This is a genomic window from Cupriavidus sp. (assembly GCF_057315035.1).
In genome coordinates, this window is sequence record NZ_DBHKYV010000028.1 from 44,784 (window position 1) to 67,337 (window position 22,554).

The window sequence follows — 22,554 nt, forward strand, 5'->3', positions numbered from 1 at the left end:
GATAAGGAAAAATCTGACACAGGAGCGTAGATCGGCATGCAGGCTGTGCCATCTCCGCGAGCGGATAGCCCGCCTGGCGACACCCCTGTGCTAGACTGCCCTCGCCAGAATCCGCATCCTTGAGCGCCATGTCAAACCGTCCAGCTCCGCGCGCACCCACCCATAAAGAGCGCCTTCTAAAACAGGGGTTCAAGCAGTTCTACGCGCATGGTTTCGCCGGTACGAGCCTGGAAACAGTCCTCGTCGAAGCGGGGGTACCAAAGGGTTCGTTCTACCACCACTTCGGCTCGAAAGAAGCGTTTGCCTTGTCCGTGCTGCAGCTCTATTCCGAGAAGCAACAGCAGCGACGCAAGAAGTGGTTCGGTGCACCGGACCTGGATGAGTATGAAATGCTGACCGGATACCTGGACGAGCTGGTCAGCGACTTCACGCGGACTGGAGCCAAGCGTGGATGCCTGATTGGCAAGCTCTCACTTGAGCTCGCAAACACTTCCGAAGCATTCGGCTCACTGCTAAGCACCATGCTTGGCAATTGGCATACCTCGGTTGAGCAGATTATCGAACGCGGGCAGCATGCCGGCACTGTTCGCGACGATCTCCCGGCCAGCCAACTTGCCGACACACTCCTCGCCACAATCCAGGGTGCCCTAATCCTGGACCTCACGCATCGGCGCGTGCAGGCGATGCACAGTATCTCGGCCGTAATGTCAGCGCTGCTTCGGCCGGCTGCGACTGAAACCCGCACGAAGCGGGCCTCACAAAAATAGTCCTCAGACTGCCGTCAGGCGCAGGACCGTCGGCGCAACTTCCATGAAAGCACCCATCGCGCGACCAATCTGACGAAAGTGGTCAGACTTCCGGTGCGCCTCCACGGCAGCCGCGTCTTTATAACGTTCCACAAAGGCGTACTGCCCTGCGGTCTCTGTGCGCCAGAGGCCGTACTCAAGGCATCCCTCTTCCTGGCGCGACGCCTGGACCATCTGATTCGCGAGTTCTTCGAACTGCGCTTCGCTTCCCGGCTTCACGGTGATTTGTGCAACGACACCCAGCATTTCGTCTCCCAGTTCTCTAAGCAATAAGGAGGTCAAGCTTAGCCATACTAGACCGTTACGTCTAGCGGTTCGCAGTCGATCGATCGAATGGATGTTCGCTCTCAACTCCTGGGTAATACCATCCATGAAAAGCTTTCATATTCGAGGGTATCCGCTGATGGCATGCCTGTTTGCAGCCGCCATCACTAGACCATATAGTCTAGTCAATATGAGGATAGGGAGACGACACGATGGCTGGGGAGTGGACGCACAGCTACACATTCACCAACGGCATTCGGATGCATTACGTTGAGCAAGGGGAAGGTCCCCTTGTCTTGCTTTGCCATGGATGGCCGGAGTCCTGGTATTCCTGGCGGCACCAAATCCCCGCGCTGGCGAGCGCTGGGTTCCGCGTTGTCGCACCAGACCTCCGAGGCTATGGAGACACCGAGAAGCCGTTGGAGATCGAGGCTTATGACATCCTCACCCTGACTGCCGACCTGGTTGGCCTGGTCAATGCACTCGGGGAAGAGCACGCCATCCTTGTTGGGCACGACTGGGGTTCGATGCTCGCAGCGACAGCGAGCCTTCTGCGACCCGACATGTTTCGAGCCTTGGCACTGCTGAGCGTTCCTTACATGCCCCGCCGGAGAATCCGACCTGCGGCGCAATTCCACACACTCACGCAGGAACGGCACTTCTACCAGGACTATTTCCAGGTAATCGGGCGTGTCGAAGCAGAAGTCGAAGCCGATATGCGGCACGCTCTTCTGGGCATTCTCTACACCGGCAGTGCCGCATCCCGGCAGCATCCGGAACACCGTCGCAAAGGATTCATTACCTTCGAGAAGTCGACTCGCTTCGTTGACAACCTCGCACTTCCCGAAACCCTCCCGACATGGCTCAGCGCCGAGGATCTCGATGTTTTTGTCGACCAGTTCACGCGCGGCGGCTTCGCTGGCCCAATCAACTGGTACCGGAACATCGACAGAAACTGGTCGCTGACGGCGTTCCTCGACGGCGCGCGGATCGAGCAACCAACACTGTTTGCCGCAGGCGAGTTGGATGGGGTCATCCGCATGGCGAAGATGGAATACGAAACCCTGGAAATCAACGTGCCGAAGCTGTGGAAGAAGACGTTGATTCCCGACGCAGGTCACTGGGTACAGCAGGAAAAACCCGACGAGACATCGCGGTTGTTGATTGAGTTTCTCCAGCAACCGCAAGTCGTTTCCCAGCTTTCATAGCTGGTCTTGATCAAGGAATAGCATGAGCCACGCAAAACTCTTCGAACCCCTCAAGCTCCGTTCGCTGGAGCTGAAAAATCGCATCGTCATGGCGCCAATGACGAGGTCATTCTCACCAGATGGCATCCCTACGCCTGCTGTTGCTGAATACTACGAGCGCCGAGCTGCAGCCGATGTTGGGCTCATCATCACTGAAGGCACAGTCGTTGAGCGCGACACTGCCAAGAATGATCCCAACGTGCCCAACTTCTTTGGGCCAGCATTGCCCGCCTGGAAAGGCGTGGTGGAAGCAGTCCATAGTCGCGGGGCAGCGATCGCTCCGCAACTCTGGCATGTCGGCGCGGCGCGGCACCCGAAGGAGCAGGTAGACCCGGCACTCGTCGATTCACCTTCCGGACTCGCCAGACCTGGGGAGCTGCGCTACTCACCGATGTCTGAAGAGGCGATAGCCGATACGATTGCCGCCTTCGGTCGCGCCGCGGCCTCAGCCGGACAGCTTGGCTTCGACGCCGTGGAATTGCATGGGGCGCATGGATATCTCATCGACCAATTCTTCTGGGACGGTACCAATGCGCGGCAAGATGGCTGGGGCGGAAATGCGATAGCGCAGCGCACACGCTTTGCCGCTGAAATCGTGCGCGAGGTCCGGCGTGCCATCGGCCCCGACCGGCCGCTCATCATCCGTCTGAGCCAATGGAAACAGCAGGACTATCGCAGCCGGATCGCTAACGACCCCATTGGCATGGAAGAGTGGCTCACGCCGCTTGCCGACGCCGGCGCCGACGTCTTTCACTGCTCTCAGCGCCGTTTCTGGGAACCCGAATTTGAAGGCTCGAGCCTGAACTTCGCAGGCTGGGCCAAGAAGCTCACGGGGAAGCCAACCATCACAGTCGGGTCAGTGGGATTGTCTGGTGATTTTTTCGGTGCGTTCAAAGGTGAGAGCGCCGGCGTTGCGGCGCTCGACGACCTGTTGGAGCGCCTGGAACGCGGCGAGTTTGACCTGGTTGCGGTGGGCCGCGCGTTGATTTCGGACCCCGAATGGGCAAGCAAGATAATGCAGCAGCGTTACGAAGAACTGGTCGGGTTCGACCGGAACGCCCTTGCGGTGTTGTACTAAGAGAGCAAGTCCATCTCGCAGAGGTCAGCGCGAGATGGACTACGCCTCAGGCGTAATACTCTTTTCCTTGATGAGTTGCGCCCATTTGGTCCGCTCTGAGCGCAAGAACGCCGCGAACCGCTCCGGCGTTCCTCCGCCGTCCTCCGCGCCGAATTCGTCAAGGCGCGCAATAACTTCAGGCATCGCAAGGACCTTGTTCACGTCGCTGTTCATTCTGTTGACCATCGCCGCAGGCATTTTTGCCGGTCCAACAAGGCCGAACCAGATACTTGCGTTGAAGCCGGGATACCCCGATTCGGCGACCGTCGGCACGTCGGGAAACGACTTGGCTCGCTTCAACCCCGTTTGTGCGATGGCCTTCAGCTTTCCGCTCTTGATGAACGGCGCAGTAGTGGTCATGCCTTCGAATGCATATTCGACCTGGGCGCCAATCAAGTCATTCATCACGGGTGCGGCGCCCTTGTAAGGCACGTGCAGTGCCGAGATGCCCGCGGTCTTTTCGAACAGTGCCAGCGCCAGATGCTGGGCCGAGCCCGCTCCGGAGGAACCGAACGAGATTTTCCCGGGATTCCTTTTGCACTTCTCGACAACCGCTGCCAGCGTCTTCGACATCTGCGCGTCATTCGAAACCAGGACTTGAGGAGTCTGCCCAACAAGGGCGATGGCAGCAAAGTCATGCTCCGCGTTGAACGGCAGCTTGGGGTACAAGCCCGGCGCAATGCCGAGTGCGTTGATATGCCCCATGAGCAAGGTGTTGCCATCCGGCGCGGCCTTCGCTACTTCAGTTGCGGCAATTCGACCAGCGGCACCGACCTTGTTGTCCACTAGAACGGAGACTCCCCACAGGGCACTCAGTTTGTTGGCGACGATACGTGCCAGGACGTCTGTACCACCGCCTGCGGGGAAGCCAACGATAACGCGTACTGGTCCCGTTGGCAGAGGGCCGCTATTGGCCAAAGCTGGTAAGGCGCATCCTGCGGACGAAGCGGCAAGGATGGAGAGAAAGCGGCGGCGTTCCATAAAGTCTTGTCTCCTGGTTTTTGTAGTGCGGTGGCTTGAATGAGCTTGAATGCCTTTGAGACACTGTGCCTCCAACCGGACTTCAAAAAAAGCGGCTATAACCGTCGTCAGAACACGTAAAATCTGTCGTTATGGATACGCGATTTCTTCAGACGTTCGTGACGGTCGTCGACATGGGCTCCATTGCCGAGGCTGCGCGAAGGCTTGACCTCGCGCCGACCACCGTCGCTCAGCAGATTCGTGCGCTAGAAACGGATATCGGGGCTCAGTTGCTCACGCGCTCGGGCCGTACCGTCAAGCCCACAGTCGTCGGGACACGAATTCTTGAACGCGCTAGAGACTTGCTGCGCGATGTTCGCGACCTGCTTTCTGCGGCATCGGACACAGGGTTACCCGCGGGACCGCTTCGACTAGGTGCTACGCCTACGGCATTGATGGGGTTGCTGCCGCCGTTGTTGCGGCAATGGATGAACGCGCATCCGAATATCCCGGTGTTCATCGAGCCAGGCACCTCGGCTCGACTACTTGACCGCGTGCTATCGGGGGACCTGGACGCAGCAATCCTCGTACATCCGACGTTCGAACTGCCAAAGACCTGCGCATGGCGGCAATTGCGCGAAGAACCGTTGATTCTCTTGACGCCCAGCGGCATGGAGGTTACAGACCCGCTTGCCACGGCGGCGCGCGAGCCGTTCATTCGGTATGACCGGAATGTGGTTGCTGGCAGAATGGCGGACGATTATTTGCGCGCGCATGGCGTACGACCGAAAGTCCATTTCGAGTTGGACGGTATTGAACACATTGCCAAGCTCGTCGCCGAAGGGTTCGGAGTTTCGGTGCTACCCGACTGGCCAGTGATAGGCAGTCCTGACCCGGCACTACATCGTTGGCGCCTTCCCTCTCCATGCCCTTCCCGCCGCGTCGGCATGTGCTGGTTGCGCGCGTCCGTTCGAGCGCAATTGGCCGAGGCTTTCGTCCAGATGGCCGAAACTCACCTGGACGAAGGACGAAAGAGAATGCGTCGCAGCAAGTAGTTCTGGGCGCTACGAATTACGACACAGTGGACCACTTGCCGTACTTTGCGACTTCCTTCTCATCGAAGCCGAAGCCCAGGCCCGGTGTCTGATGAAGAACGACGCGTCCTTTCTTGTGGTCCAGCTGGCGGTCGACCAGGCGACGGAAGTTCAGCACCTGGTCATCCCAGAAGAACTCGACATACCGTGCATTCGGCGTAGCAGCGACCAGCGGTGCATGGACGTCGTGGAACCAGTGCGGGCACACTTGAATGCCATAGCCCGCCGCCATTGCGGCGATTCGCTTCCACTCCGTGATGCCACCGCACACGGCAGCATCCGTCTGCAGGATGGCGGCGCCACCCATATCCAGCAGTTGCTTGTGGTACCAACGGCCGTAGCCAATCTCTGCCGTGGCGACCGGAATACGGGTCAGCTTGGCCAGTCGAGCATGGCTTTCGATGTCGTCGGGGCTAAAGGGCTCTTCGATGAAGTACGGGTCGTACTGTTCAATGCGGCGAAGGTACTGCATCGCCTGGACGGTATCTGTCCAGCCATTGTTGCAATCCAGCATCAATTCCACGTCGGGACCAATGGCTTCCCGCGCGGCCCGTACGCGGGATTCCTCTCCTTGCGGCGACCAGCGACCAGTCTTCATCTTGACGGCCTTGAAACCCTTGGCAACGTAGCTGGCCATTTCTTCACCAACCATCTCGGCCGTTTTGCCCTCGACGTAGTATCCGCCGCTAGCGTAGGCTGCAACCGTATCGGTCTCGACTGCACCAAGGAACTTGTGGAGCGGCAGTCCGACACTCTTGGCGTTCAAGTCCCACAACGCGATGTCCAATGCGCTGATGGCCCGCATTACGGTACCCATGCGGCCCTGCAAGAGAGCCTCCTGGTACATGTCCTTCCACAGACCTTCAACTGCGAGCGACTCGCGCCCAAGTAGCACTGGCGCGAGAAGTTGTTCCACAGCGACGCGGAAGATTTCGCCCGCCGCACTTCCCACATAGCAGAAGCCGATGCCTTCAAGACCATCGGCAGTACGTACCTTGACCAGTCCATAGTGGCGGTCATACACGGTACGGCTCGAAAGGGAAGTTACGTTATCCAGCGGAACGCGGGCTGCACAGACTTCGATAGATTTGATGATTGGCACGGACAGTCTCCTTTGGTTCGCAATTTCATGCGGGTGCAGGAGAACTATGAGCCAGTTACATATCTATAAAAAGTGTGTTTAAACCTTTTCATAAAACGTAAAATGTGTTCTTTTGAATCCGGACATTGTCAGGTAGTGCTCCACATTTTGCGTAAAGCAGAACACCCAGCGAAGTAGCTGACGGCACAACTTGCCAGCCCTTCCTGGGTACTTTCCCTCAACGCAGCGATTCCACCGCCTGTTTCAATCGCGCGCAGCCTTCCTCGATGACTTCCAGCGATGTGGCGAACGAGAACCGGAGATACGGAGACAGCCCGTATGCCGTGCCGTCCAGCACCGCGACTCCGGCCTTGTTCAGGAAGAACATCACCACATCGAGGTCCGATTCGAGCATCGTTCCGGTATCGGTCTGCTTGCCGAGCAACCCCTTGACTGAGGCATAGATATAGAATGCCCCTGCGGACGGCGTGCATTCGATGCCGGGAATGTCGTTGAGCAGTGCAGCCATGCGGTCGCGGCGCTTCTCGAAGATCCCGACCATCTCTTGCACGCAGGATTGGTCACCGTCCAACGCCACTACTGCCGCGGCTTGCGATACAGAGCTTGTGCAGGTCGAGCTCTGCGAGAGGATGGTACCGATTGCCTTCACCAGTTCCCGCGGACCCGCGCCGTACCCCACGCGCCAGCCAGTCATGGCGTATGCCTTCGACATGCCGTTGATAAGCAACGAGCGTTGCTTTAGCGATGGCATCAGTTGGAGAGGCGATACTGCGATGCCACCGTCATAGACATATGGCTCGTAGATTTCGTCGCTCAGGACCCAAACGTCGGGATGGCGTTCAAGCACCGCACAGATTTCGTCGAGTTCCTCCGCCGTGTAGACCGCGCCAGTCGGATTATTGGGGCTGTTCAGAATGATCCAGCGCGTCTTTGGCGTGATGGCAGCTTCCAAGGCCTGTGCGGTGAGCTTGAAGCCAACGTCTGCGCCGCATGTCACGATGACTGGCTTCCCGCCGTTCATGGTGACCATGTCGGGGTACGAGACCCAGTAAGGCGCGCTGATGATGACCTCATCGCCTTCTTCGAGCGATGCCGTCAGCGCGCTGAAGATGATCTGCTTGGCGCCACAGCCCACCACGATCTCATCGCTGCCGTATTCCACGCCAAGGCTTCGCTGAAGCTTGTTGGCAATGGCTCGCCGCAGCGCCGGGGTGCCGAGCGTACTTGTGTACTTCGTCTCGCCTCGCGCGATGGCGTCGTTGGCCGCCTGGCAGATATGAGCAGGGGTGGCCAGGTCCGGCTCACCAATGGTGAAGTCGAGGATGTTGTGACCGTTGGCTCGCAGGTCATCTACCAGGGCTTTGGCAGCAATGCTGGGGGATGGCTTGATCAGGCCCATGCGGCTGCTGACGATGCTGTTGCTCATTTGTCTACCTCTATTGGGAATGGTTTGGATCGGCGCTGCGGTCAAACGAGACCATGGCGGTTCAGGGTTTCCTGCAGCCCCAGGAGCTCCACCATCGTTGCGCCTTCTTCCAGGCGGCGGCGCATGATCTCTTCCTTGCGCTCCCGCTCCTCGCTGGCCTCGATGACCTGAGCGACCTCTTCCCTTGCAACGACCACCAGGCCATCACGGTCGCCCATGACGATGTCGCCGGGACGTACCACAACGCCACCTACGGTCACTGGGACATTCACCTTGCCTGGCTGCTGTTTGTTCGTACCTTTGATGCAGAGGCCGCGACAAAAGACGGGGAAGCTCATTTCGACAATCGCGCTCGCGTCACGAACCGCGCCGTCGATGACCAGGCCGGCCAGGCCAAGCTTCTTGGCGGCCAGCGTCAGGATGTCGCCCCAGGGACCCGCATCGACAAATCCTTTTGCATCGATAACCAGAACATCACCGGGTTTCGCCTTGGTCAGCGCGTAGTGAATCATCAGGTTGTCGCTGGGTCGGATGTCCACAGTCAGCGCAGGTCCGACTACGCGCATCGCGGGGTCAAGCGCCGCAATCCGCGGGTCAACGGCGCCTCTCTGGCCCTGCGCTTCATGGATGGTGGCAGCGCCGAGACGCTTGAGCGTGTCGAGCTGCGATTGATTAATGTCCGTCATGGCAAACTCCAGAGAATAGAAGGCCTATCCCTCTCCACGGAGGGGTGCGAAAGAAGGCAGTCGGGTTAGTTAGTGGAAGCGCGCGAGACTAAAGGCGCTAACGTCGATGGGGGGGCCGGCACCCCGCACCATCGCCGCCACGCATTTGGCAGTAATGGCCGAAGTCGTCAGTCCGCTGTGTGAGTGGCCGAAGGCATAGAAGACGCTCTCGGTGCCTGGGACTTTGCCAATCGCCGGCATCCCATCAGGAAAAGTCGGGCGAACACCCATCCACGGCTTCGCATCCGTCCCGCTGATGCCAGGCAGATAAGGTCTTGCCAACCCCAGGAGCATGCTTGCCCGCTTCATGTTTGGCTTCGAATCGGCGAAAGCGAACTCCGCCGTGCCGGCCAGGCGCAACCCTTCATCCATGGGCGTGGCAGCGAAGAACGGCTCGCCAAACACGACCGGCCGCCGCAGCGCAATTTGGGAACTCGGCAGCATCAGGTGGTATCCACGCTCGGCAGCCAACGGCACGTTGAGCCCAAACGGCGTGAGCAGGTCTTTGGAAAGGTAGCCTGCGGCCACGACCACTCTATCGGCCTGGTACGCCGATTCGGCCGTGACAACCTCTGCCTTGCCCGACGCGCAAAGGTTGACGGTTCGCACCTCTTCCCGAAGAATCCGAGATCCGGAATCGATGAGCCGCTTTGCATAGTGCTCACCCAGCCCACGAGGGTTGCTGCAGCGTCCCGCGTTGGGAAAATAGATGCCCCCGACTACGTCCTGACTAAGCGCTGGTTCCAACTCACGCACACAGGCCGCGGAGACGCGCTCGGCCGCGAGGCCAAAGCTGTTCCATACCGGCAGCGTGCGGGATTTCGCTTCGAGGGCGGCTTCGGTCTTGAACACGACCAAACCACCTTGGCGAGTGACAAGATGCGCTGCCGAGGCTTCCCTTGTCAGCGCGTCGAGCTCGGCAATGGCGGCGTTCGTCAACGATGCCATGCTCGCCAGGACGCGCTGATATGGCTCGGGCTTTAGCGTTGCCATGGCTCGGACCGCCCAAGGTACCAGCCGGCATGCGTAGGTGGGTTGAATAACCAGCGGCCCGTCCTTGTCCAGCATCAGCTTGGGCAACTGGCGTACCAGGTCAGGCGTAGCAGGAGGGAAGATGTTCGCCTCCGACAGATACCCGGCGTTGCCAAATGAAACCCCGTGCATCGGCGCTTGTTTGTCGATAACGGTAACCTTGAAACCCTCCATCCGCAGCCTCAGTGCGATGGAGAGTCCGATGATGCCGGCACCGACAACAATGGCGGATTCGGGGTTGCGTGGGCGGTCCATGATGGTCTACGGTGCGAGCGAAGGTCAGTGCGAGCGAAGGTCAGACAGGAAAGCTTGGGCACGTGGATGCTGCGGCGATGCGAAGAAGTCGTTTGGCGCGGCCTCCTCCAGGAGCGTGCCCTTGTCCATGAACCACACCCGATCGGCGACTTCACGTGCGAAGTTCATTTCATGCGTGACGCAGACCATCGTCATACCGTCCTTCGCCAAGCCCTTCATCACGTTGAGCACTTCGCCGACCATTTCGGGGTCCAGGGCACTGGTCGGCTCATCGAACAACATGACGGGCGGGTCCATTGCCAAAGCACGCGCGATGGCAACGCGCTGCTGCTGACCGCCCGAAAGCTGTTGCGGGTACGCCTCTGCCTTGTGCGCCAGGCCCACGCGTTCGAGTAGCGACATGGCCTTGCTCTTCGCCTCGCTCTTGCTCTTTGCCGCAACCTTCAACGGTGCGAGGCACACGTTATCGACGACGGAAAGATGCGGAAACAGGTTGAACTGCTGGAACACGAAGCCAACGTGACTGCGAAACTTGTTCAGGTTCAGTGAAGGTGCATGGATATCCTGGTTGTCGAGGACGATGCTTCCTTTCTGGATTTCCTCCAGACGGTTCACTGTGCGAATAAGCGTCGACTTACCGGAGCCGGAAGGTCCGCACACCACCACGACCTGGCCGCGCTTGACTTCCGCAGTCACGTCCACGAGTGCGTGATAGTCGCCGTACCACTTATTGACTTTGGAGAACTGAATCATTTTCATAGCTCCGGTTGGATGCAGCCACACCACTTCTCCTGCGGGTAACACGACGTTCAAGCGAGTGGGCGAACTGTGTCAGACAGAAGCAAACGGCAAAGTAGGTCAACGCGAGAATCAGGAAGACTTCGAATGGTCGCGTCAGCAGGTTGGTATTGATCTGGTTGGCCGAGAACGTCAGCTCTTGCACACTGATGACATAGCCCAGCGATGTCTCTTTGATGGTGGAAACAAACTGGCTAACGATGCTCGGCACCATGTTGTAGATGGCTTGCGGCAGGATGATTTGCCGCAACGTCTGCATGTAGCTCAGTCCTAGCGCTCGCGCAGCTTCGGTCTGGCCAGTAGGGAGCGCTTCGATACCGGCACGGATCACTTCGGAGAGATATGCCGCTTCGTAGATGACCAGCGTGCAGAGCAATGTCGTAAAACCGGTGACGCTATGGCCCACCAGCACCGGGACCAGAAAGTAGCTCCAGAAGATCAGCATCACGAGCGGCACGCCGCGCACGATGTACACGACAATCGTTGCGGGTACTCGGAACACCTTCCACGGAGAAACACGTGCGACTGCGAGCAGGATGCTGATGGGGAAGGAGATGACCAACCCCAACACCGAGAGAATCAGCGTCAGCGCCAGCCCGCCCAACGGCCCTTGGGGGTATTGCCCCAGCAGCAGGAGTTGCCAGTTATCGCGGAGAATATCGAACATGACTTACCTCGCGGGAATTCGGGTTCTTTGTGCTACCAGCGCACCGATTGCCATCAGGGCCAGCGAAATCGCCAGGTAGAAGGCCGTTGCCAGGAGGTAAGCTTCGAAGGTGCGGAACGTGTGGTTCTCGACTTCACGGACTGCATAGGTCATTTCGGCTGCGCCCACTGCCATCGCCAGACTGGTGTTCTTGAACAGCAGCACCGTGTGGTTGATAAAGGGCGGCAACGCAATGCGGAAAGCCTGAGGCAGGATGACGTACCGCATCGAACCGAGGTAACTGAGACCCAACGAACGCGAAGCCTCGTGCTGACCTACCGGGATTGAACGCAGCCCGCTTCGGATGTCTTCCGAGAAATAAGCGGCCATGCACATGCCAATTGCGATGCCGGCAAAGATGAGCTCGCCGTTGTTGGCGTTAGCCCAGGTCTGGATGCTTTCCGGCAGCAAGGTCGGGATGCCGAAGTACCACAGGAGGATGTGGACCAGCATCGGAACATTCTGGTGATACGCAACATACCCGGCAACGAAGCGCTCGGCGATGCGGCTTCCAGATACGCGGATCGTTACCAGCGCCGTGCCAAGTACCAGCGCCAGGATCCAGCTACAGACGGTAAGCCAAGTTGTGAACTCCAGGCCTTTGAGCAACTGTTCACCGTAGGGTGCTGCGAAGAGGGGGCCAAGATTGAAATGGGAAAGCATGATGCACTCCTGGAGTTGGGGCCGTTGGGCCCCAACGTTCGTGTTAGCCCTTGTTGATAGGCTGCACTCGGAATTCCCGCTTCATTTGATACATCGTCTTGCTACCCAGCCACTTGTCAAAAATCTGCTGGGCTTCACCTGACTTTTCCATGTTCTCCAGCGCGGCATTGACAGCCTTCTCAAGGGCGGGTTCGCCCTTCTTGATGCCCAGGCCCCAGGCTTCCTGCCCCAAGGCCGGAGTAATAACCTGGATGTTGCCCGAGGGACCGGCCTTCGCGATGAAGCGGCGCAGCATGGTTTCGGACAGGCCAAAGCCATCAACCTTGTTCTGGACCAGCGCCATGAATGCCGAAGGTGCGTCGTCGTAGCTCACCAGTTGCGCGGTCGGCAAAGTCTTCTGCAGGAAGTTCTGTGTGCTGGAACCCTTGATGGTGCTGATGCGCTTGCCGGCCAGGTCATCGCGCTGCTTGAACGACGTGTTGCCCTTTACTGCCAGCTTTTGCTCGCTTACGAAGTAGGCGTCGGAGAAGGTAATCTGCTCGGCACGCGCCGGTGTGTAGCCGAGTACCGCAGCCAGAATGTCGACCCGGCCCTGACTGAGTTCAGGAATGCGAGCCTCCAGCGAAACCACCTTCAGTTCCGGCTTCACCCCCAGCGCCTTGGCCACGCCCTTGCAGAAGTCCACGTCGTAGCCAACCAGTTCCCGGGTGTTCTGGTCCTGGAAGCCGAACGGTTCCAGATTGCTGAGTACGCCACAGACCAGCGTACCGCGCGCCTTGAGGTCGGCGAGTTGGTCCGCCTTCGCGGCGGGGGCGGCAAACGCCAGTGCACAAGTCAGAACTGCGAAGGTCAGGTTGCAAGTTGCTTTCATCATCTCTCCAGGCCAGTGTGTGCCGTCGCGGCACGTTTGGTGTCTCCTACCGGTGCACATGCATCTTGTCGCCCGGTGTGTGAGTAAATTCTTGCAGAACGATATGATTAATTAAAGCGACATTTTTAGCCGTCAAAACATTCCAAAAACAGACGATATGAGGGGGTTACCCCTAACGCGTCGGGAGCTCTACAATGAGCAAAAGCGACCATTCGATCGGCGCTTCCATTCAGAAACGAGACGAACGAACGGGGTTACCCACAAGGTCATGACGACCCTCAAACAACTCGAAGTCCTGACCGCTATCGCCGAAACCGGCTCTCTCGAAGGGGCGGCCCGCAAGCTTGGCGTGGTGCACTCTGCCGTGTCGCGACAGATCAAGGATTTCGAGGATGGCTTTGGCTATCCGTTGTTGGACCGAAGTGGACGGTCAGTCCGGCTCACGATCGAAGGCGTGGAAGTCCTGGGTCGGGCGAAAGCTGTGCTTGCCCAGCGAGACCTGTTGCTGGAACGGATAGCAAGCAAGGAGGTGCTGAGCAGAAAGCTGCGGCTGGGTGTTACCGAGCTGACTGCGATGACATGGCTGCCCAAGCTGCTTCGGCAGATTCAAGCCGCATATCCTCGCGTAGCCATCGAACCGGAAGTGGACCTGAGTGTGAATCTGCGTGAGCGTCTGCACGCGGGCCAACTGGACCTGGCAATCCTTCCTGATGCATTCCCTGCTACCGGATACGTGAAAGACGTTCTCGCCGAAGTCCGCAATGACTGGGTATGCGCCCCGGGATTGATGCCGGGCAAAGCGCGAATCCCCGTTGCCAAGTTGGGCGAATACACCTTGTTGACTCAGGGCAATCTTTCCGGCTCAGGCATCCTGATTGGTGAATGGCTGCGCAAACATGGGGTCGTCCCGAGGAACACCATCCCCAGCAATAGCATCGTGGCACTCGTCGGCATCGCCGCGTCAGGTCTCGGGGTCGCCTATTTGCCGCGCGCGGCTGTACGGAGCCTTTTGAGCTCCGGACATCTGGTTGCACTTAACGTGACACCCAGGCTGCCAACCATTCGCTACGCCACGATGATTCGCTCCGACCTCGCCATGCCATTCTTGCGTAGCGTTGTCGAACTCGCGAAGCAAGCCTGCGACTTCGAGCATGCCTATCCACTCGAAGGAGGGTTCATGGATTCTGGAGTCACCGAGTGATTACCATCAAGCAGGTCGAAGCGTTCTACTGGGCCGCGAAACTGGGGACCGTACAGCGTGCTGCAAACAAGCTTCACGTGACCCAATCCGCCGCCACCAAGCGGATCCAGGAGCTCGAACGTATTGCGGCTGCGCCGCTCTTCGAAAGCTCAGGCAGGAAGGCTGCACTGACACCCAAAGGTCAGGAACTGCTGGAGCTCAGCGAAGGATTCCTGCTTGCGGTAAGCAGGCTTGAGGAAGTAAAGGCCTCGACAAAAAACGTCGCGCGCATTTTGCATATCGGCATCACCGAGCTGGTAGCCCTGACCTGGTTTCCGACTTTCGTCCGAAAGCTGAATGGCATCTATCCAAACGTAGCGCTCCAACCCGACGTAGACCTGTCTGGCGCTCTTGGCGACAAGGTCGCCGATGGACGACTGGATTTCGCGGTGATACCTGAAGGCTATGCCACCTCCTCCATGGCCACCGTTCGACTCGAATCCGTAGAGTTCGCCTGGATCTGTCCGGTCGGTAGATTTGAACCCGGTGCAACCGTGTCGTTTCAGGACCTGGCAACGCTACCGCTGGTGGAGCAGGATGCCGGGTCAGGGCTCACGGCTTTGTGCGAGACCCTGTATGCGCAAGCAGGCGTCGAGCCACATCGCGTTTCCGGGAGCAACAGCCTGGTCGCACTGGCGGGCCTCGTGGAGGCCGGCGCTGGGGTCAGCTGTGTGCCATTGCACTTGTTCCGGAAGGAAATCGACCAGAAGCGGCTGCAGGTCGTGCATACGGACCCACCTGCACCGAGCATTACGTACGTTGCCGCCTTCCTGAAACAGCATCAAGCCGCGCTTGGCTACGCCATTGCTGACATTGCACGGCAGTGCTGTAATTTTGGGACGAAGGAGTCGCTTCCGCAGCGGCGCTCCCAGTCGTGAGGTGGCCCTCACTGTGCTCAAGTGCCCAGCTTGTAGACCATCGCCCTGCGTGCCCGGTCCTCCGGACTGCCAGGCTTATAGTACTTGCCTGCCCATTTGCTGTCCGGCGTAAGTATCAGTCGGCGCTTGCGATTCGGGTGCCGCTGCTCGTCGTTGGCGATCGCTCGGGCCCGGTAGTGCTCGTACAAGCGCATGAACTCCGCGAGGTAGATGCCAGCCAGATGCCGGTCCTGGATTTCCAGCAAGTTCTCATCGTTGTTGTTCTCCGAGTTCTTGCTCATGTTCGCTGACCCGGTGTAGACGATGGGATTTTCGCCCTCACCATCAATGACGATGAATTTGTGATGGATAACGACAGGCGCGTAACCTGGAACGTCTTCGCCTGGGAACGTGAGCAGTTCCGGCTCGAACCCTTCAGGAACTGTCGCGGCGGAAAAATACATCCCTTCGATCACGTCCTTCTTATCCCTGCTGCGGTGATATAGCTCCATGTTTGCAAGCGCGGTCCCGTTGACTTGCTTGCCGGTTTCCAATGCCACCTGGGTTTCAGCTGCGCTCTTTTTGCTTAGGTTGTTCACGAGGCCGAACATCATCAGGCCTCGGTCTGCTGCATCGAAACATGCGTCACGAAGGCGCTTATCCGTTGGCGTGAAGATGCAGAACATGACGGAGTGCCTTGCCTTCTTTATTGCGGCCACGATGGTGTCGATCTGCGTGGTCTTCCCTTCTGGTTCGGGCGAAAGCGCCAAGCGTATTCGAGCTGTTCCCACGCTGATTTGTTTTGACCAACCGTTGACCAGCTTCGATGTCGCGCCCTTGGTTGGATTCGAAGCCAACGCCAAAGCACGTGCCTCGTACATGGCCGCCATCTCTGGAGAGTCAAACACGTGAAGCAGGTTCGCCTGCTGGGTTATTCCTTCCGTCGTAAAGTTCGCTGACCCCATCATCACGCGCGTCGGGACCTCGGCCGCCGTCGGACCATCAGTCACAAGAAACTTGTGATGCATGATGTTGGTCTTGTCTCTGGGATAGAAGGTAATGAGGCTGCCTTGCCTGTCAACGACATCCTGGTTTGGCGATGGCTTGGCCGGAACGGCCTTGCGGGCCGGCTTGCCGTCTTTCGCCGGCCTGGCCTTGACCGCAGGAATAATGTGCGAGTCATAAACCATAGCCAGAGAATGTTCGCCACGCGCCTTCGCGAAGGCCACCAGTTCGGGGATGACCCATAGCTTGTCGGTAAGGTGGTACACCGCGCCTGCCGCTCGACTGGAGCCGGCCAGTGCAACACCGAAGGTCTTCTCAAGGTCATTGGCAAGCCAGGTGCGCAATGCACGGGCTTGCTCAGCGGAGGGAACACTGCCTCGGCTTAGCCCCATCGCGTGAAGCTTCCGGTCGAATGCCTGAGAGCTGAGAACGGCCCGATTGAACCACGTGCCGATGCCGTCGGTTGTGTGCGATGGGAGCGTAGCGCTGAAAACACCAGCTTCGTTATCGAGAGGCTTCGAGCTGTCTTTCGTCCCGACAACCGGGTATGCGGTATAGATGAATGTCGCTCCGCGGTCCGGCTCATCAATACGCGCATCCCACCACATGAACTTCTGAATGGGTGCCGTGTTTGAATCTACGTCAGGCTTGCCATCTGGTACCGGGCCGTCGAAGGTAACGCGGTTTGGCAACCAACTGAAGGGCTTTTGAGACTTGCCATCCGGTGACCTGAATCCTGGCTCACGCTTTATCGCGAACCCCAGGAAATCTTTCCGGTCCTTCCCCTGCTCCCAGTTCAGGGCCAACAAAACCAACGTCGGCGACAAGTACCCTCTCAGTTCGACGGTCATGGTCTGCTCTCTCGAAAAGTGAAGCTGTGCGAAAAGCGCCTTTACTGTGCAATGCGGATACGCAAAGAATCGGGAGCGCGACCTGTCCTGCAGTCGGTGAAGCGGTAGCTGAGGTCGTAGCAGACCAGCACTTCCCGCAGCGCTGCGCGCTTGGTCACCTGGACAGCCACGCTGGAAGGCTTGAGTCCCGCCGTCTTGTTTGCGTCAACGAAGGCCGCCACCAGGTCTCCCGCAGTCAGCTTGTCTCCAAGCATGGCCGAGAGCTGTCGCGCGTCAGGCTTCACGAGCTTGTCATTGATTTCGCGGACCTTGTTGAAGTAAGTAGCCGGGGAATCAAAGTAGCAGCTCCCATGCTTTTGCCATTCGCCCTGCATCAGCGAAACACCTGGCACCGTGCATAGCGTCTTCCTGGCGGTCTCGGCGTCGACAGTTCCTCCACCGCACCAGCGGGGATGCCCTGCCGCCCCCTTTGCATTGGCGTTCTGAGGCCACAGACCGTGGACAACGAACGAAAACTGATTCAGCTTGCACTGAAAGTCCGGGGCGTGCGCCCCACCCTTTTCCGCGCAAAATTGCGGCGACCACGACAACGCCAACGCTAGATAGTCAGTTCGCGAACTAGTCGCAGGTTCTGACGCCGTCTGCTCATGCGCCTGTGGTATCGCCGCGGGAAGCACGCAGGAAGGGCTTTGGGCCATCGCGGGCAAGGCGATGCCGACTATTGCCGCAACCGCAAGGAATTGGCAAATCTTCATGATGAATTGGGTGGAAATGGTCAATCGGCGACCGTACAGACGTGGAGGTTTGTCGGGCCCCCTCAAAGGGAGGGTGTAATCCTTACAATACCCCGGCGGTATCCTAGTACGCGGTCAGACAATTTCCAAGGATGCGAATCAAGGAGTTCGCTGGAACAATGCACGCCTTCTGTGACACGTGCCATGTCTACCAACGTTGCCAGCAGCGTTCTAACCCGCCCCCTTCCGCAGCATCCGACTATACGAAACCAGCATCTTCGCAAACTCCCCGGTAATGGGAGGAAGCGGCACCGCAGTCCGTTGCACCAGGCAAACATCGGCAGACGGTATCGCCTCGCCAATCCGAACCTCTCTCAGGGCGTCCATGAATCCCTCCTGTTCGAGAGCGATTCTAGGGGCGAGAAACAACAGGTCGGTCCGCGACACCAGATTCAGCGTGTCATAGAGCGACTCCACTGTCACGACGATGTTTGGCGTTTCAAGGCCTGCGTTGTTGAACAGGTCGACCAGCCGATTGGACGGCAGCCCTGCCTGACCCGGTGGCCTGGTATTGACCCACTCGCAATCCACCAGTGACTTGATACTGCGTGCCTTCTCTTTGGGATGTCCAAGCCGGCAGACGATGACGGGGTCTGATCTGGTCAGCCTGGTGCTGGTGAGGTCCGTCATATCGGTTTTGCGCGAGACGAGCGTCAGCGCAAAATCGAGTCGGCCTTCGCGAATGCCGGATAGCAGCGAACTCGATGGACCGCTGGCCAGATGGACCGAGAAGTTTGGGAATCTCTGTCGGAACGCTCGCAGAACCGGGGGAACCACGCGCGCGAAAGCTTCGGATGAAACGCCGACGTTCATCGAGCCGACCGGGTTGCCCTGGAAGCTTTGGAATTCCTGCTCCGTGCGCTCGCATTCACCAAGGATGATGCGTGAGCGGGCCAGCAACGTCTCGCCAGGCCCGGTCAAGACAATGCCCCGGTTGCCTCGCGCAAACAGGTTTGCGCCCAGCGAAGCTTCCAGGCGTTTGATTTGCTGCGTCAGGCCGCTCTGCGCGAGGTCCAGCGACCTCGCTGCCGCGCGGATACTGCCGTGTTCGACCACGGCGACGAAAGCGCGAAGCTGGTCCAGCGTCATGATGGGAGATATCTCAGCGTGTTCGATTGCGACTAGTGAACACTTTCCGCTATCCCCCTGTCAATCCCATGGACCGGTAGCCCGCTACAACTTATCGGGCGGGTAGGCCCACACGCTCGCCGAGGTCCCAATAAAGTCCCGCCATCATCTGCAGCCCCTCGCGCGTCACGCTCGTCAGCATATGTTCATCGGGCCCATGCTGTGCGCACGCCGGGTAGGAGTGCGGAACCCAGATGGTCGGCAGACCGAGCACGTCGGCAAAGACATCATTCGGTAGCGTGCCGGCCAGGTTCGGAAGGATTGCGGGCACAGCACCGGTGCTTGATTCAATCGAGCCAGCCACCCACTTTACCCACGGATGGTCGACGTCCAGCCGTGTTGCAGCCCCACTCATGGTCACTTTGATGGCGACCTCCGAGAAGCCGTGGGCATCGAGATGGCTACGCAGAATCGTTTCGAGGTCCTGCCACGGCGTGCCGACCACGAAGCGCAACTGACAGTGCGCGACTGCCGCGGACGGAATGGCGTTGACGGGTCGCTGGGCGGAACCGGCTCCCAACGCCAGCACCTCGATGGTGTTCCACGCTACCAGGCGCTCTGCCGGTGACAGTCCCGGTTCGCCCCATCCCGGGGTGAATGCCGGGTCATCCTTGCCACCACCCAGTTCGATATCGGCCAATGCGGCTTTGACTGCGGCAGGAATCGCAGGCGGAAACAGTTCGGGGACCAGCATCTGCCCGTTCGCGTCGACGATGGTCGACAGAGCGTTGGCCAGCATGGTGGCCGGATTGGAAATCACACCGCCCCAGTTGCCCGAATGATAGGCACGTTCGCGCGCCTGAACGGACAGGCTGAAATTAACCATGCCGCGCGAGCCGAGAAACAGCGTGGGTCGGTCCGCCCTGACACGCGGACCATCACAGCCGATGAAGAGATCCGCACTCAACTGCTCGGCATTGGCTTCGCAGAACTCGCGCAGACCCGGTGAGCCAGCTTCCTCGCCCATCTCCATGAGCACAATCACGTTGTAGCCGAGCTTGCCGCCGCGCGCCGCCAGCGCGTACTCCAGGCCCGCGAGGTTGATGCTGTGCTGCCCCTTGTTGTCTGCTGTGCCGCGGCCATACCAGCGGTCTCCGTCAACCGCCAGCGTCCACGGTCCGGCCCCTTTGCGCCAGCTCCCTTCCTGGCCGTTGACCACGTCGCCATGGCCATACGTCAGCACGGTCAGTGATGCAGGGTCTTCGATACGACGGGCAACCAGGAATGGACCACCCTTGGCATCGGGGTTGGGGGACACCACTACTTCAAATTCAAGCCGCTGGAGCCACGGCACCATTTCGACATCGAAATAGTTACCCAGCGTGGCGGGGTCCGCGCCCATATCGCTTTCCGAGCGAATGGAAACGCGCCGTGAGAGGTCCGCAAACAGCTGACCAGATTCCAGATGATTGACCGCGGATTCAAGAGCGGCTGAACGGGACATATCGAACTCGCTTGGATGTAAGGGATAGCCGTCCGGGGCAGGACGGTGGCGGCAACCTGCCAGTCATTCCTGCATCATGTTGTTGGCCTTTGCCACGGGCGTAAGCGTCGCCGTATCAGCCTTGACTGCCTCGGTGTACTTGGCAGGCGCACCGTACTCCGGTTCGAAGCCCAGGTTCACCAGCTTCTCCTGCAAGGCAGGGTCCGCCATGGTCTTGGCCAGTTCCGTCACCAGCTTTTGCCGGGCTGCAGCGGGCACCCCCTTGGGCGCGACGATCGCAAACCACGAATCCATCCGGAAACCTGGGAATCCGCTTTCCGCAACCGTCGGCACATTGGGCAACATCGGATTTCGCTTCGGCCCGGTCACAGCCAGCGCACGAATCTTGCCGCTCTTCAATGCCGCAACCGAGGCCGGCACCGCGTCGAAACTTAGCGGAATCTGTCCCCCCATGATGTCCGTCATGGCCGGCGCACTGCCTTTGTAGGGAACGTGAAGCACCTTCACCCCTGCGGCTTTCCACAGCATCTCGCCAGCGAAATTTACGGTCGATCCCGTGCCGTGCGAACCGTACGAGTAGGTCGACGGCTTGGCCTTGATGTCAGCCAGGAGCTGGGGCAGGGTCTGCGCCGCCACACCGCTATTGGCCAGTAGTACCAACGAATTGCTTCCCAGCACGCCGATCGGGTCGAAACTGGTATCCGGGTTGTAGTTCAGCTTCGGATAAATGATGGGATTCACCACAAAGGTGGTGGAGGTACCCAGCAGCAAGGTGTAGCCATCCGGAGCCGAACGCGCCACGGTCTCCGCGCCAACAATCGTGGCTGCACCTGGCTTGTAGTCGATGACCACCTGCTGCTTGAGGCGTTCGCCCAGCTGCACCGACACCATGCGCGCGACGGAATCGACACTGCCGCCCGGAGGAAACGGCACTACCAGACGGATGGGACGGTCCGGGAACTCTGCCAGAGCAGCGCCGCTCGACAGCATCGCGATGGTGAGGCCAACACAGGAAATGAGAATCCGCGGGAACGACATCTTTCACTCCAAATATCAGTGGGATGATGCTTGCATACGAGCTTCAGGGTTATCCGGCTGGCGTAGGCCAGGCCGTGGTTGACGGAAGAGACGCTGGGAATCGGCGCCGTACCCTCGGGTGGTTTCCACCTCTATATGGATACGTCGCTAAAGCAAAAAGCCAAAAACAAAAGTAAAAGCAAGTTTGGGGCGCACCATTCTTCCGGCGCGCCCCGTCGACAATCAGGCCTTGGCCGGTGACTTGTCGAGTTCGAAATTGACGATGCGGTTGAAGTCTTCGCCATCGGCAAGGGCCGCAGCGCTCGACTTCCAGATGTCACCGATGACCGACACCGCCGGCAGGCTCAGGCCTAGTGCGTCGCCGAGCGAAACGGCCAGGTTCACGTCCTTGCGCATCAGTTGCATCGTGAAGCCCGAGCTATACGTGTTGTTCAGGATGCGGTTCGGGTAGTTGAAAAGCGTCACACCGCTGCGACCCGAGCCTGCATTGACGGCCTCGATCAGCTGATCAGTGGAGATACCGGCGGCATTGGCCAGACGGAATGCCTCGCTGGCGGTCACCAGGTGCGATGCCGTCAGCAGGTTGTTGATCAGCTTCGCCACGTGACCGGCGCTGACACCACCAATATGGAAGCGCTTGGTGCCCAGTGCCGAGAGAATCGGATTCGCATAAGCAACGTCTTCATCCGAACCACCAATGAACATGGTGAGCTCACCCTTCATGGCGCCAGTCGGGCCACCGCTTACCGGCGCATCAACGAAGCGGAGATTCTTCTCCTTCAGCACGCCGGCCAGCTCACGCGTGATTTGCGGGTCAGCGGTAGTCGTATCGATCAGCAGCGTGCCCGGGGCAGCGCTTGCCAGCAAACCTTGCTCGCCTTCCAGTACGGCGCGGACGATTGCCGAGGTAGGCAACGACAGCACGATTGCCGAACAAGCCTTGGCCAGTTCCGGCAGACTCGCCGCCAGCGGAATACCGGCTTCGCGTGCGACCGTGGAGACCTGCTCGGACTTGTCCAGCCCAAGCACTGCGTAGCCCGAACGTTGCAGCGTGAGCGCCATGCCACGGCCCATATTGCCCAGGCCAATCACACCAACCGTCTTGAAGTTTTCCATTTCGAAACCTTTTCT

22 protein-coding genes are annotated in these 22,554 nt (G+C 59.1%); 6 read left to right on the forward strand and 16 right to left on the reverse strand.

The genetic code is table 11. The features are described from left to right. The first annotated feature begins 128 nt into the window (after nt 1-128). Nucleotides 129-767, forward strand: coding sequence for a TetR family transcriptional regulator C-terminal domain-containing protein (locus ACO550_RS26910; RefSeq protein WP_315595377.1), 639 nt, complete (start codon nt 129-131; stop codon nt 765-767). Nucleotides 768-770: 3 nt separating this feature from the next. Here the strand turns inward: ACO550_RS26910 and ACO550_RS26915 are convergent, their stop codons facing one another. Next, nucleotides 771-1,052 (reverse strand): antibiotic biosynthesis monooxygenase, encoded by a 282-nt coding sequence (locus ACO550_RS26915; protein WP_315595376.1) that lies wholly within the window; start codon nt 1,050-1,052, stop codon nt 771-773. A gap of 278 nt (nt 1,053-1,330) precedes the next feature. Between ACO550_RS26915 and ACO550_RS26920 the strand changes: the two genes are divergently transcribed. After that, nucleotides 1,331-2,278, forward strand: coding sequence for an alpha/beta fold hydrolase (locus ACO550_RS26920; protein ID WP_485995027.1), 948 nt, complete (start codon nt 1,331-1,333; stop codon nt 2,276-2,278). 22 nt (nt 2,279-2,300) lie between these two features. Next, nucleotides 2,301-3,395, forward strand: a complete 1,095-nt coding sequence (locus ACO550_RS26925; protein WP_315595374.1) for an oxidoreductase — start codon at nt 2,301-2,303, stop codon at nt 3,393-3,395. 39 nt (nt 3,396-3,434) lie between these two features. On the opposite strand, the gene ACO550_RS26930 is transcribed toward ACO550_RS26925, so the two are convergent. Next, on the reverse strand, nt 3,435-4,415 hold the full coding sequence (locus tag ACO550_RS26930) for a tripartite tricarboxylate transporter substrate-binding protein (protein ID WP_315595373.1): 981 nt from the start codon (nt 4,413-4,415) through the stop codon (nt 3,435-3,437). 131 nt (nt 4,416-4,546) lie between these two features. Here ACO550_RS26930 and ACO550_RS26935 point away from each other — a divergent pair, with 131 nt between their 5' ends. Next, nucleotides 4,547-5,449 (forward strand): LysR substrate-binding domain-containing protein, encoded by a 903-nt coding sequence (locus ACO550_RS26935; protein ID WP_315595372.1) that lies wholly within the window; start codon nt 4,547-4,549, stop codon nt 5,447-5,449. 16 nt (nt 5,450-5,465) lie between these two features. Here the strand turns inward: ACO550_RS26935 and ACO550_RS26940 are convergent, their stop codons facing one another. The 8 genes from ACO550_RS26940 to ACO550_RS26975 form a co-directional block, all read right to left on the reverse strand. Beyond that, nucleotides 5,466-6,590: an enolase C-terminal domain-like protein gene (locus tag ACO550_RS26940; protein WP_315595371.1), complete on the reverse strand. Its 1,125-nt coding sequence runs from the start codon at nt 6,588-6,590 to the stop codon at nt 5,466-5,468. Nucleotides 6,591-6,807: 217 nt separating this feature from the next. Next, complete coding sequence (locus ACO550_RS26945; protein WP_315595370.1) at nt 6,808-8,016, reverse strand: aminotransferase class I/II-fold pyridoxal phosphate-dependent enzyme; 1,209 nt, start codon at nt 8,014-8,016, stop codon at nt 6,808-6,810. A gap of 41 nt (nt 8,017-8,057) precedes the next feature. Then, on the reverse strand, nt 8,058-8,702 hold the full coding sequence (locus tag ACO550_RS26950; protein ID WP_315595369.1) for a 4-carboxy-4-hydroxy-2-oxoadipate aldolase/oxaloacetate decarboxylase: 645 nt from the start codon (nt 8,700-8,702) through the stop codon (nt 8,058-8,060). 69 nt (nt 8,703-8,771) lie between these two features. Next, nucleotides 8,772-10,028: an FAD-dependent oxidoreductase gene (locus ACO550_RS26955; protein ID WP_315595368.1), complete on the reverse strand. Its 1,257-nt coding sequence runs from the start codon at nt 10,026-10,028 to the stop codon at nt 8,772-8,774. A gap of 24 nt (nt 10,029-10,052) precedes the next feature. Further along, nucleotides 10,053-10,781, reverse strand: coding sequence for an ATP-binding cassette domain-containing protein (locus ACO550_RS26960; RefSeq protein ID WP_315595412.1), 729 nt, complete (start codon nt 10,779-10,781; stop codon nt 10,053-10,055). Beyond that, on the reverse strand, nt 10,756-11,493 hold the full coding sequence (locus tag ACO550_RS26965) for an ABC transporter permease subunit (protein ID WP_315595367.1): 738 nt from the start codon (nt 11,491-11,493) through the stop codon (nt 10,756-10,758). Before ACO550_RS26965 ends, ACO550_RS26960 begins: the two co-directional genes overlap by 26 nt. Before the next feature lie 3 nt (nt 11,494-11,496). After that, nucleotides 11,497-12,195 carry an amino acid ABC transporter permease gene (locus tag ACO550_RS26970; protein ID WP_315595366.1) on the reverse strand — a complete coding sequence of 233 codons (699 nt, stop codon included), beginning with the start codon at nt 12,193-12,195 and terminating at the stop codon, nt 11,497-11,499. A gap of 43 nt (nt 12,196-12,238) precedes the next feature. Continuing rightward, nucleotides 12,239-13,069, reverse strand: coding sequence for a transporter substrate-binding domain-containing protein (locus ACO550_RS26975; protein ID WP_315595365.1), 831 nt, complete (start codon nt 13,067-13,069; stop codon nt 12,239-12,241). 265 nt (nt 13,070-13,334) lie between these two features. Between ACO550_RS26975 and ACO550_RS26980 the strand changes: the two genes are divergently transcribed. Next, entirely contained in the window at nt 13,335-14,267 is a 933-nt protein-coding gene (locus ACO550_RS26980; protein ID WP_315595364.1) for a LysR family transcriptional regulator, read from the forward strand. Beyond that, nucleotides 14,264-15,184: a LysR substrate-binding domain-containing protein gene (locus ACO550_RS26985; protein ID WP_315595363.1), complete on the forward strand. Its 921-nt coding sequence runs from the start codon at nt 14,264-14,266 to the stop codon at nt 15,182-15,184. Before ACO550_RS26980 ends, ACO550_RS26985 begins: the two co-directional genes overlap by 4 nt. A 17-nt stretch (nt 15,185-15,201) precedes the next feature. On the opposite strand, the gene ACO550_RS26990 is transcribed toward ACO550_RS26985, so the two are convergent. The 6 genes from ACO550_RS26990 to ACO550_RS27015 all read right to left on the reverse strand — a co-directional run bounded on the left by ACO550_RS26990 (nt 15,202) and on the right by ACO550_RS27015 (nt 22,539). Beyond that, on the reverse strand, nt 15,202-17,019 hold the full coding sequence (locus tag ACO550_RS26990) for a phospholipase D-like domain-containing protein (protein ID WP_315595362.1): 1,818 nt from the start codon (nt 17,017-17,019) through the stop codon (nt 15,202-15,204). Nucleotides 17,020-17,060: 41 nt separating this feature from the next. Next, nucleotides 17,061-17,798, reverse strand: a complete 738-nt coding sequence (locus ACO550_RS26995; RefSeq protein ID WP_315595361.1) for a ribonuclease T2 family protein — start codon at nt 17,796-17,798, stop codon at nt 17,061-17,063. 186 nt (nt 17,799-17,984) lie between these two features. Then, nucleotides 17,985-18,902 (reverse strand): LysR substrate-binding domain-containing protein, encoded by a 918-nt coding sequence (locus ACO550_RS27000; protein WP_315595360.1) that lies wholly within the window; start codon nt 18,900-18,902, stop codon nt 17,985-17,987. Nucleotides 18,903-18,993: 91 nt separating this feature from the next. Continuing rightward, nucleotides 18,994-20,385 (reverse strand): M20/M25/M40 family metallo-hydrolase, encoded by a 1,392-nt coding sequence (locus tag ACO550_RS27005; protein WP_315595359.1) that lies wholly within the window; start codon nt 20,383-20,385, stop codon nt 18,994-18,996. Between the two features lie 63 nt (nt 20,386-20,448). After that, a complete protein-coding gene (locus ACO550_RS27010) occupies nt 20,449-21,423 on the reverse strand; it encodes a tripartite tricarboxylate transporter substrate-binding protein (protein ID WP_315595358.1) in 975 nt (324 codons plus the stop codon). A gap of 222 nt (nt 21,424-21,645) precedes the next feature. Continuing rightward, entirely contained in the window at nt 21,646-22,539 is an 894-nt protein-coding gene (locus tag ACO550_RS27015) for an NAD(P)-binding domain-containing protein (protein ID WP_315595357.1), read from the reverse strand. Between the last annotated feature and the right edge of the window lie 15 nt (nt 22,540-22,554).

Coding starts and splice junctions, on each gene's coding strand:
- ACO550_RS26910 (WP_315595377.1), top strand. CDS start 129: ATGTCAAACCGTCCAGCTCCGCGCGCACCCACCCATAAAGAGCGCCTT.
- ACO550_RS26915 (WP_315595376.1), bottom strand. CDS start 1,052: ATGCTGGGTGTCGTTGCACAAATCACCGTGAAGCCGGGAAGCGAAGCG.
- ACO550_RS26920 (WP_485995027.1), top strand. CDS start 1,331: ATGCATTACGTTGAGCAAGGGGAAGGTCCCCTTGTCTTGCTTTGCCAT.
- ACO550_RS26925 (WP_315595374.1), top strand. CDS start 2,301: ATGAGCCACGCAAAACTCTTCGAACCCCTCAAGCTCCGTTCGCTGGAG.
- ACO550_RS26930 (WP_315595373.1), bottom strand. CDS start 4,415: ATGGAACGCCGCCGCTTTCTCTCCATCCTTGCCGCTTCGTCCGCAGGA.
- ACO550_RS26935 (WP_315595372.1), top strand. CDS start 4,547: ATGGATACGCGATTTCTTCAGACGTTCGTGACGGTCGTCGACATGGGC.
- ACO550_RS26945 (WP_315595370.1), bottom strand. CDS start 8,016: ATGAGCAACAGCATCGTCAGCAGCCGCATGGGCCTGATCAAGCCATCC.
- ACO550_RS26950 (WP_315595369.1), bottom strand. CDS start 8,702: ATGACGGACATTAATCAATCGCAGCTCGACACGCTCAAGCGTCTCGGC.
- ACO550_RS26955 (WP_315595368.1), bottom strand. CDS start 10,028: ATGGACCGCCCACGCAACCCCGAATCCGCCATTGTTGTCGGTGCCGGC.
- ACO550_RS26960 (WP_315595412.1), bottom strand. CDS start 10,781: ATGATTCAGTTCTCCAAAGTCAATAAGTGGTACGGCGACTATCACGCA.
- ACO550_RS26965 (WP_315595367.1), bottom strand. CDS start 11,493: ATGTTCGATATTCTCCGCGATAACTGGCAACTCCTGCTGCTGGGGCAA.
- ACO550_RS26970 (WP_315595366.1), bottom strand. CDS start 12,195: ATGCTTTCCCATTTCAATCTTGGCCCCCTCTTCGCAGCACCCTACGGT.
- ACO550_RS26975 (WP_315595365.1), bottom strand. CDS start 13,069: ATGATGAAAGCAACTTGCAACCTGACCTTCGCAGTTCTGACTTGTGCA.
- ACO550_RS26980 (WP_315595364.1), top strand. CDS start 13,335: ATGACGACCCTCAAACAACTCGAAGTCCTGACCGCTATCGCCGAAACC.
- ACO550_RS26990 (WP_315595362.1), bottom strand. CDS start 17,019: ATGACCGTCGAACTGAGAGGGTACTTGTCGCCGACGTTGGTTTTGTTG.
- ACO550_RS27000 (WP_315595360.1), bottom strand. CDS start 18,902: ATGACGCTGGACCAGCTTCGCGCTTTCGTCGCCGTGGTCGAACACGGC.
- ACO550_RS27005 (WP_315595359.1), bottom strand. CDS start 20,385: ATGTCCCGTTCAGCCGCTCTTGAATCCGCGGTCAATCATCTGGAATCT.
- ACO550_RS27010 (WP_315595358.1), bottom strand. CDS start 21,423: ATGTCGTTCCCGCGGATTCTCATTTCCTGTGTTGGCCTCACCATCGCG.
- ACO550_RS27015 (WP_315595357.1), bottom strand. CDS start 22,539: ATGGAAAACTTCAAGACGGTTGGTGTGATTGGCCTGGGCAATATGGGC.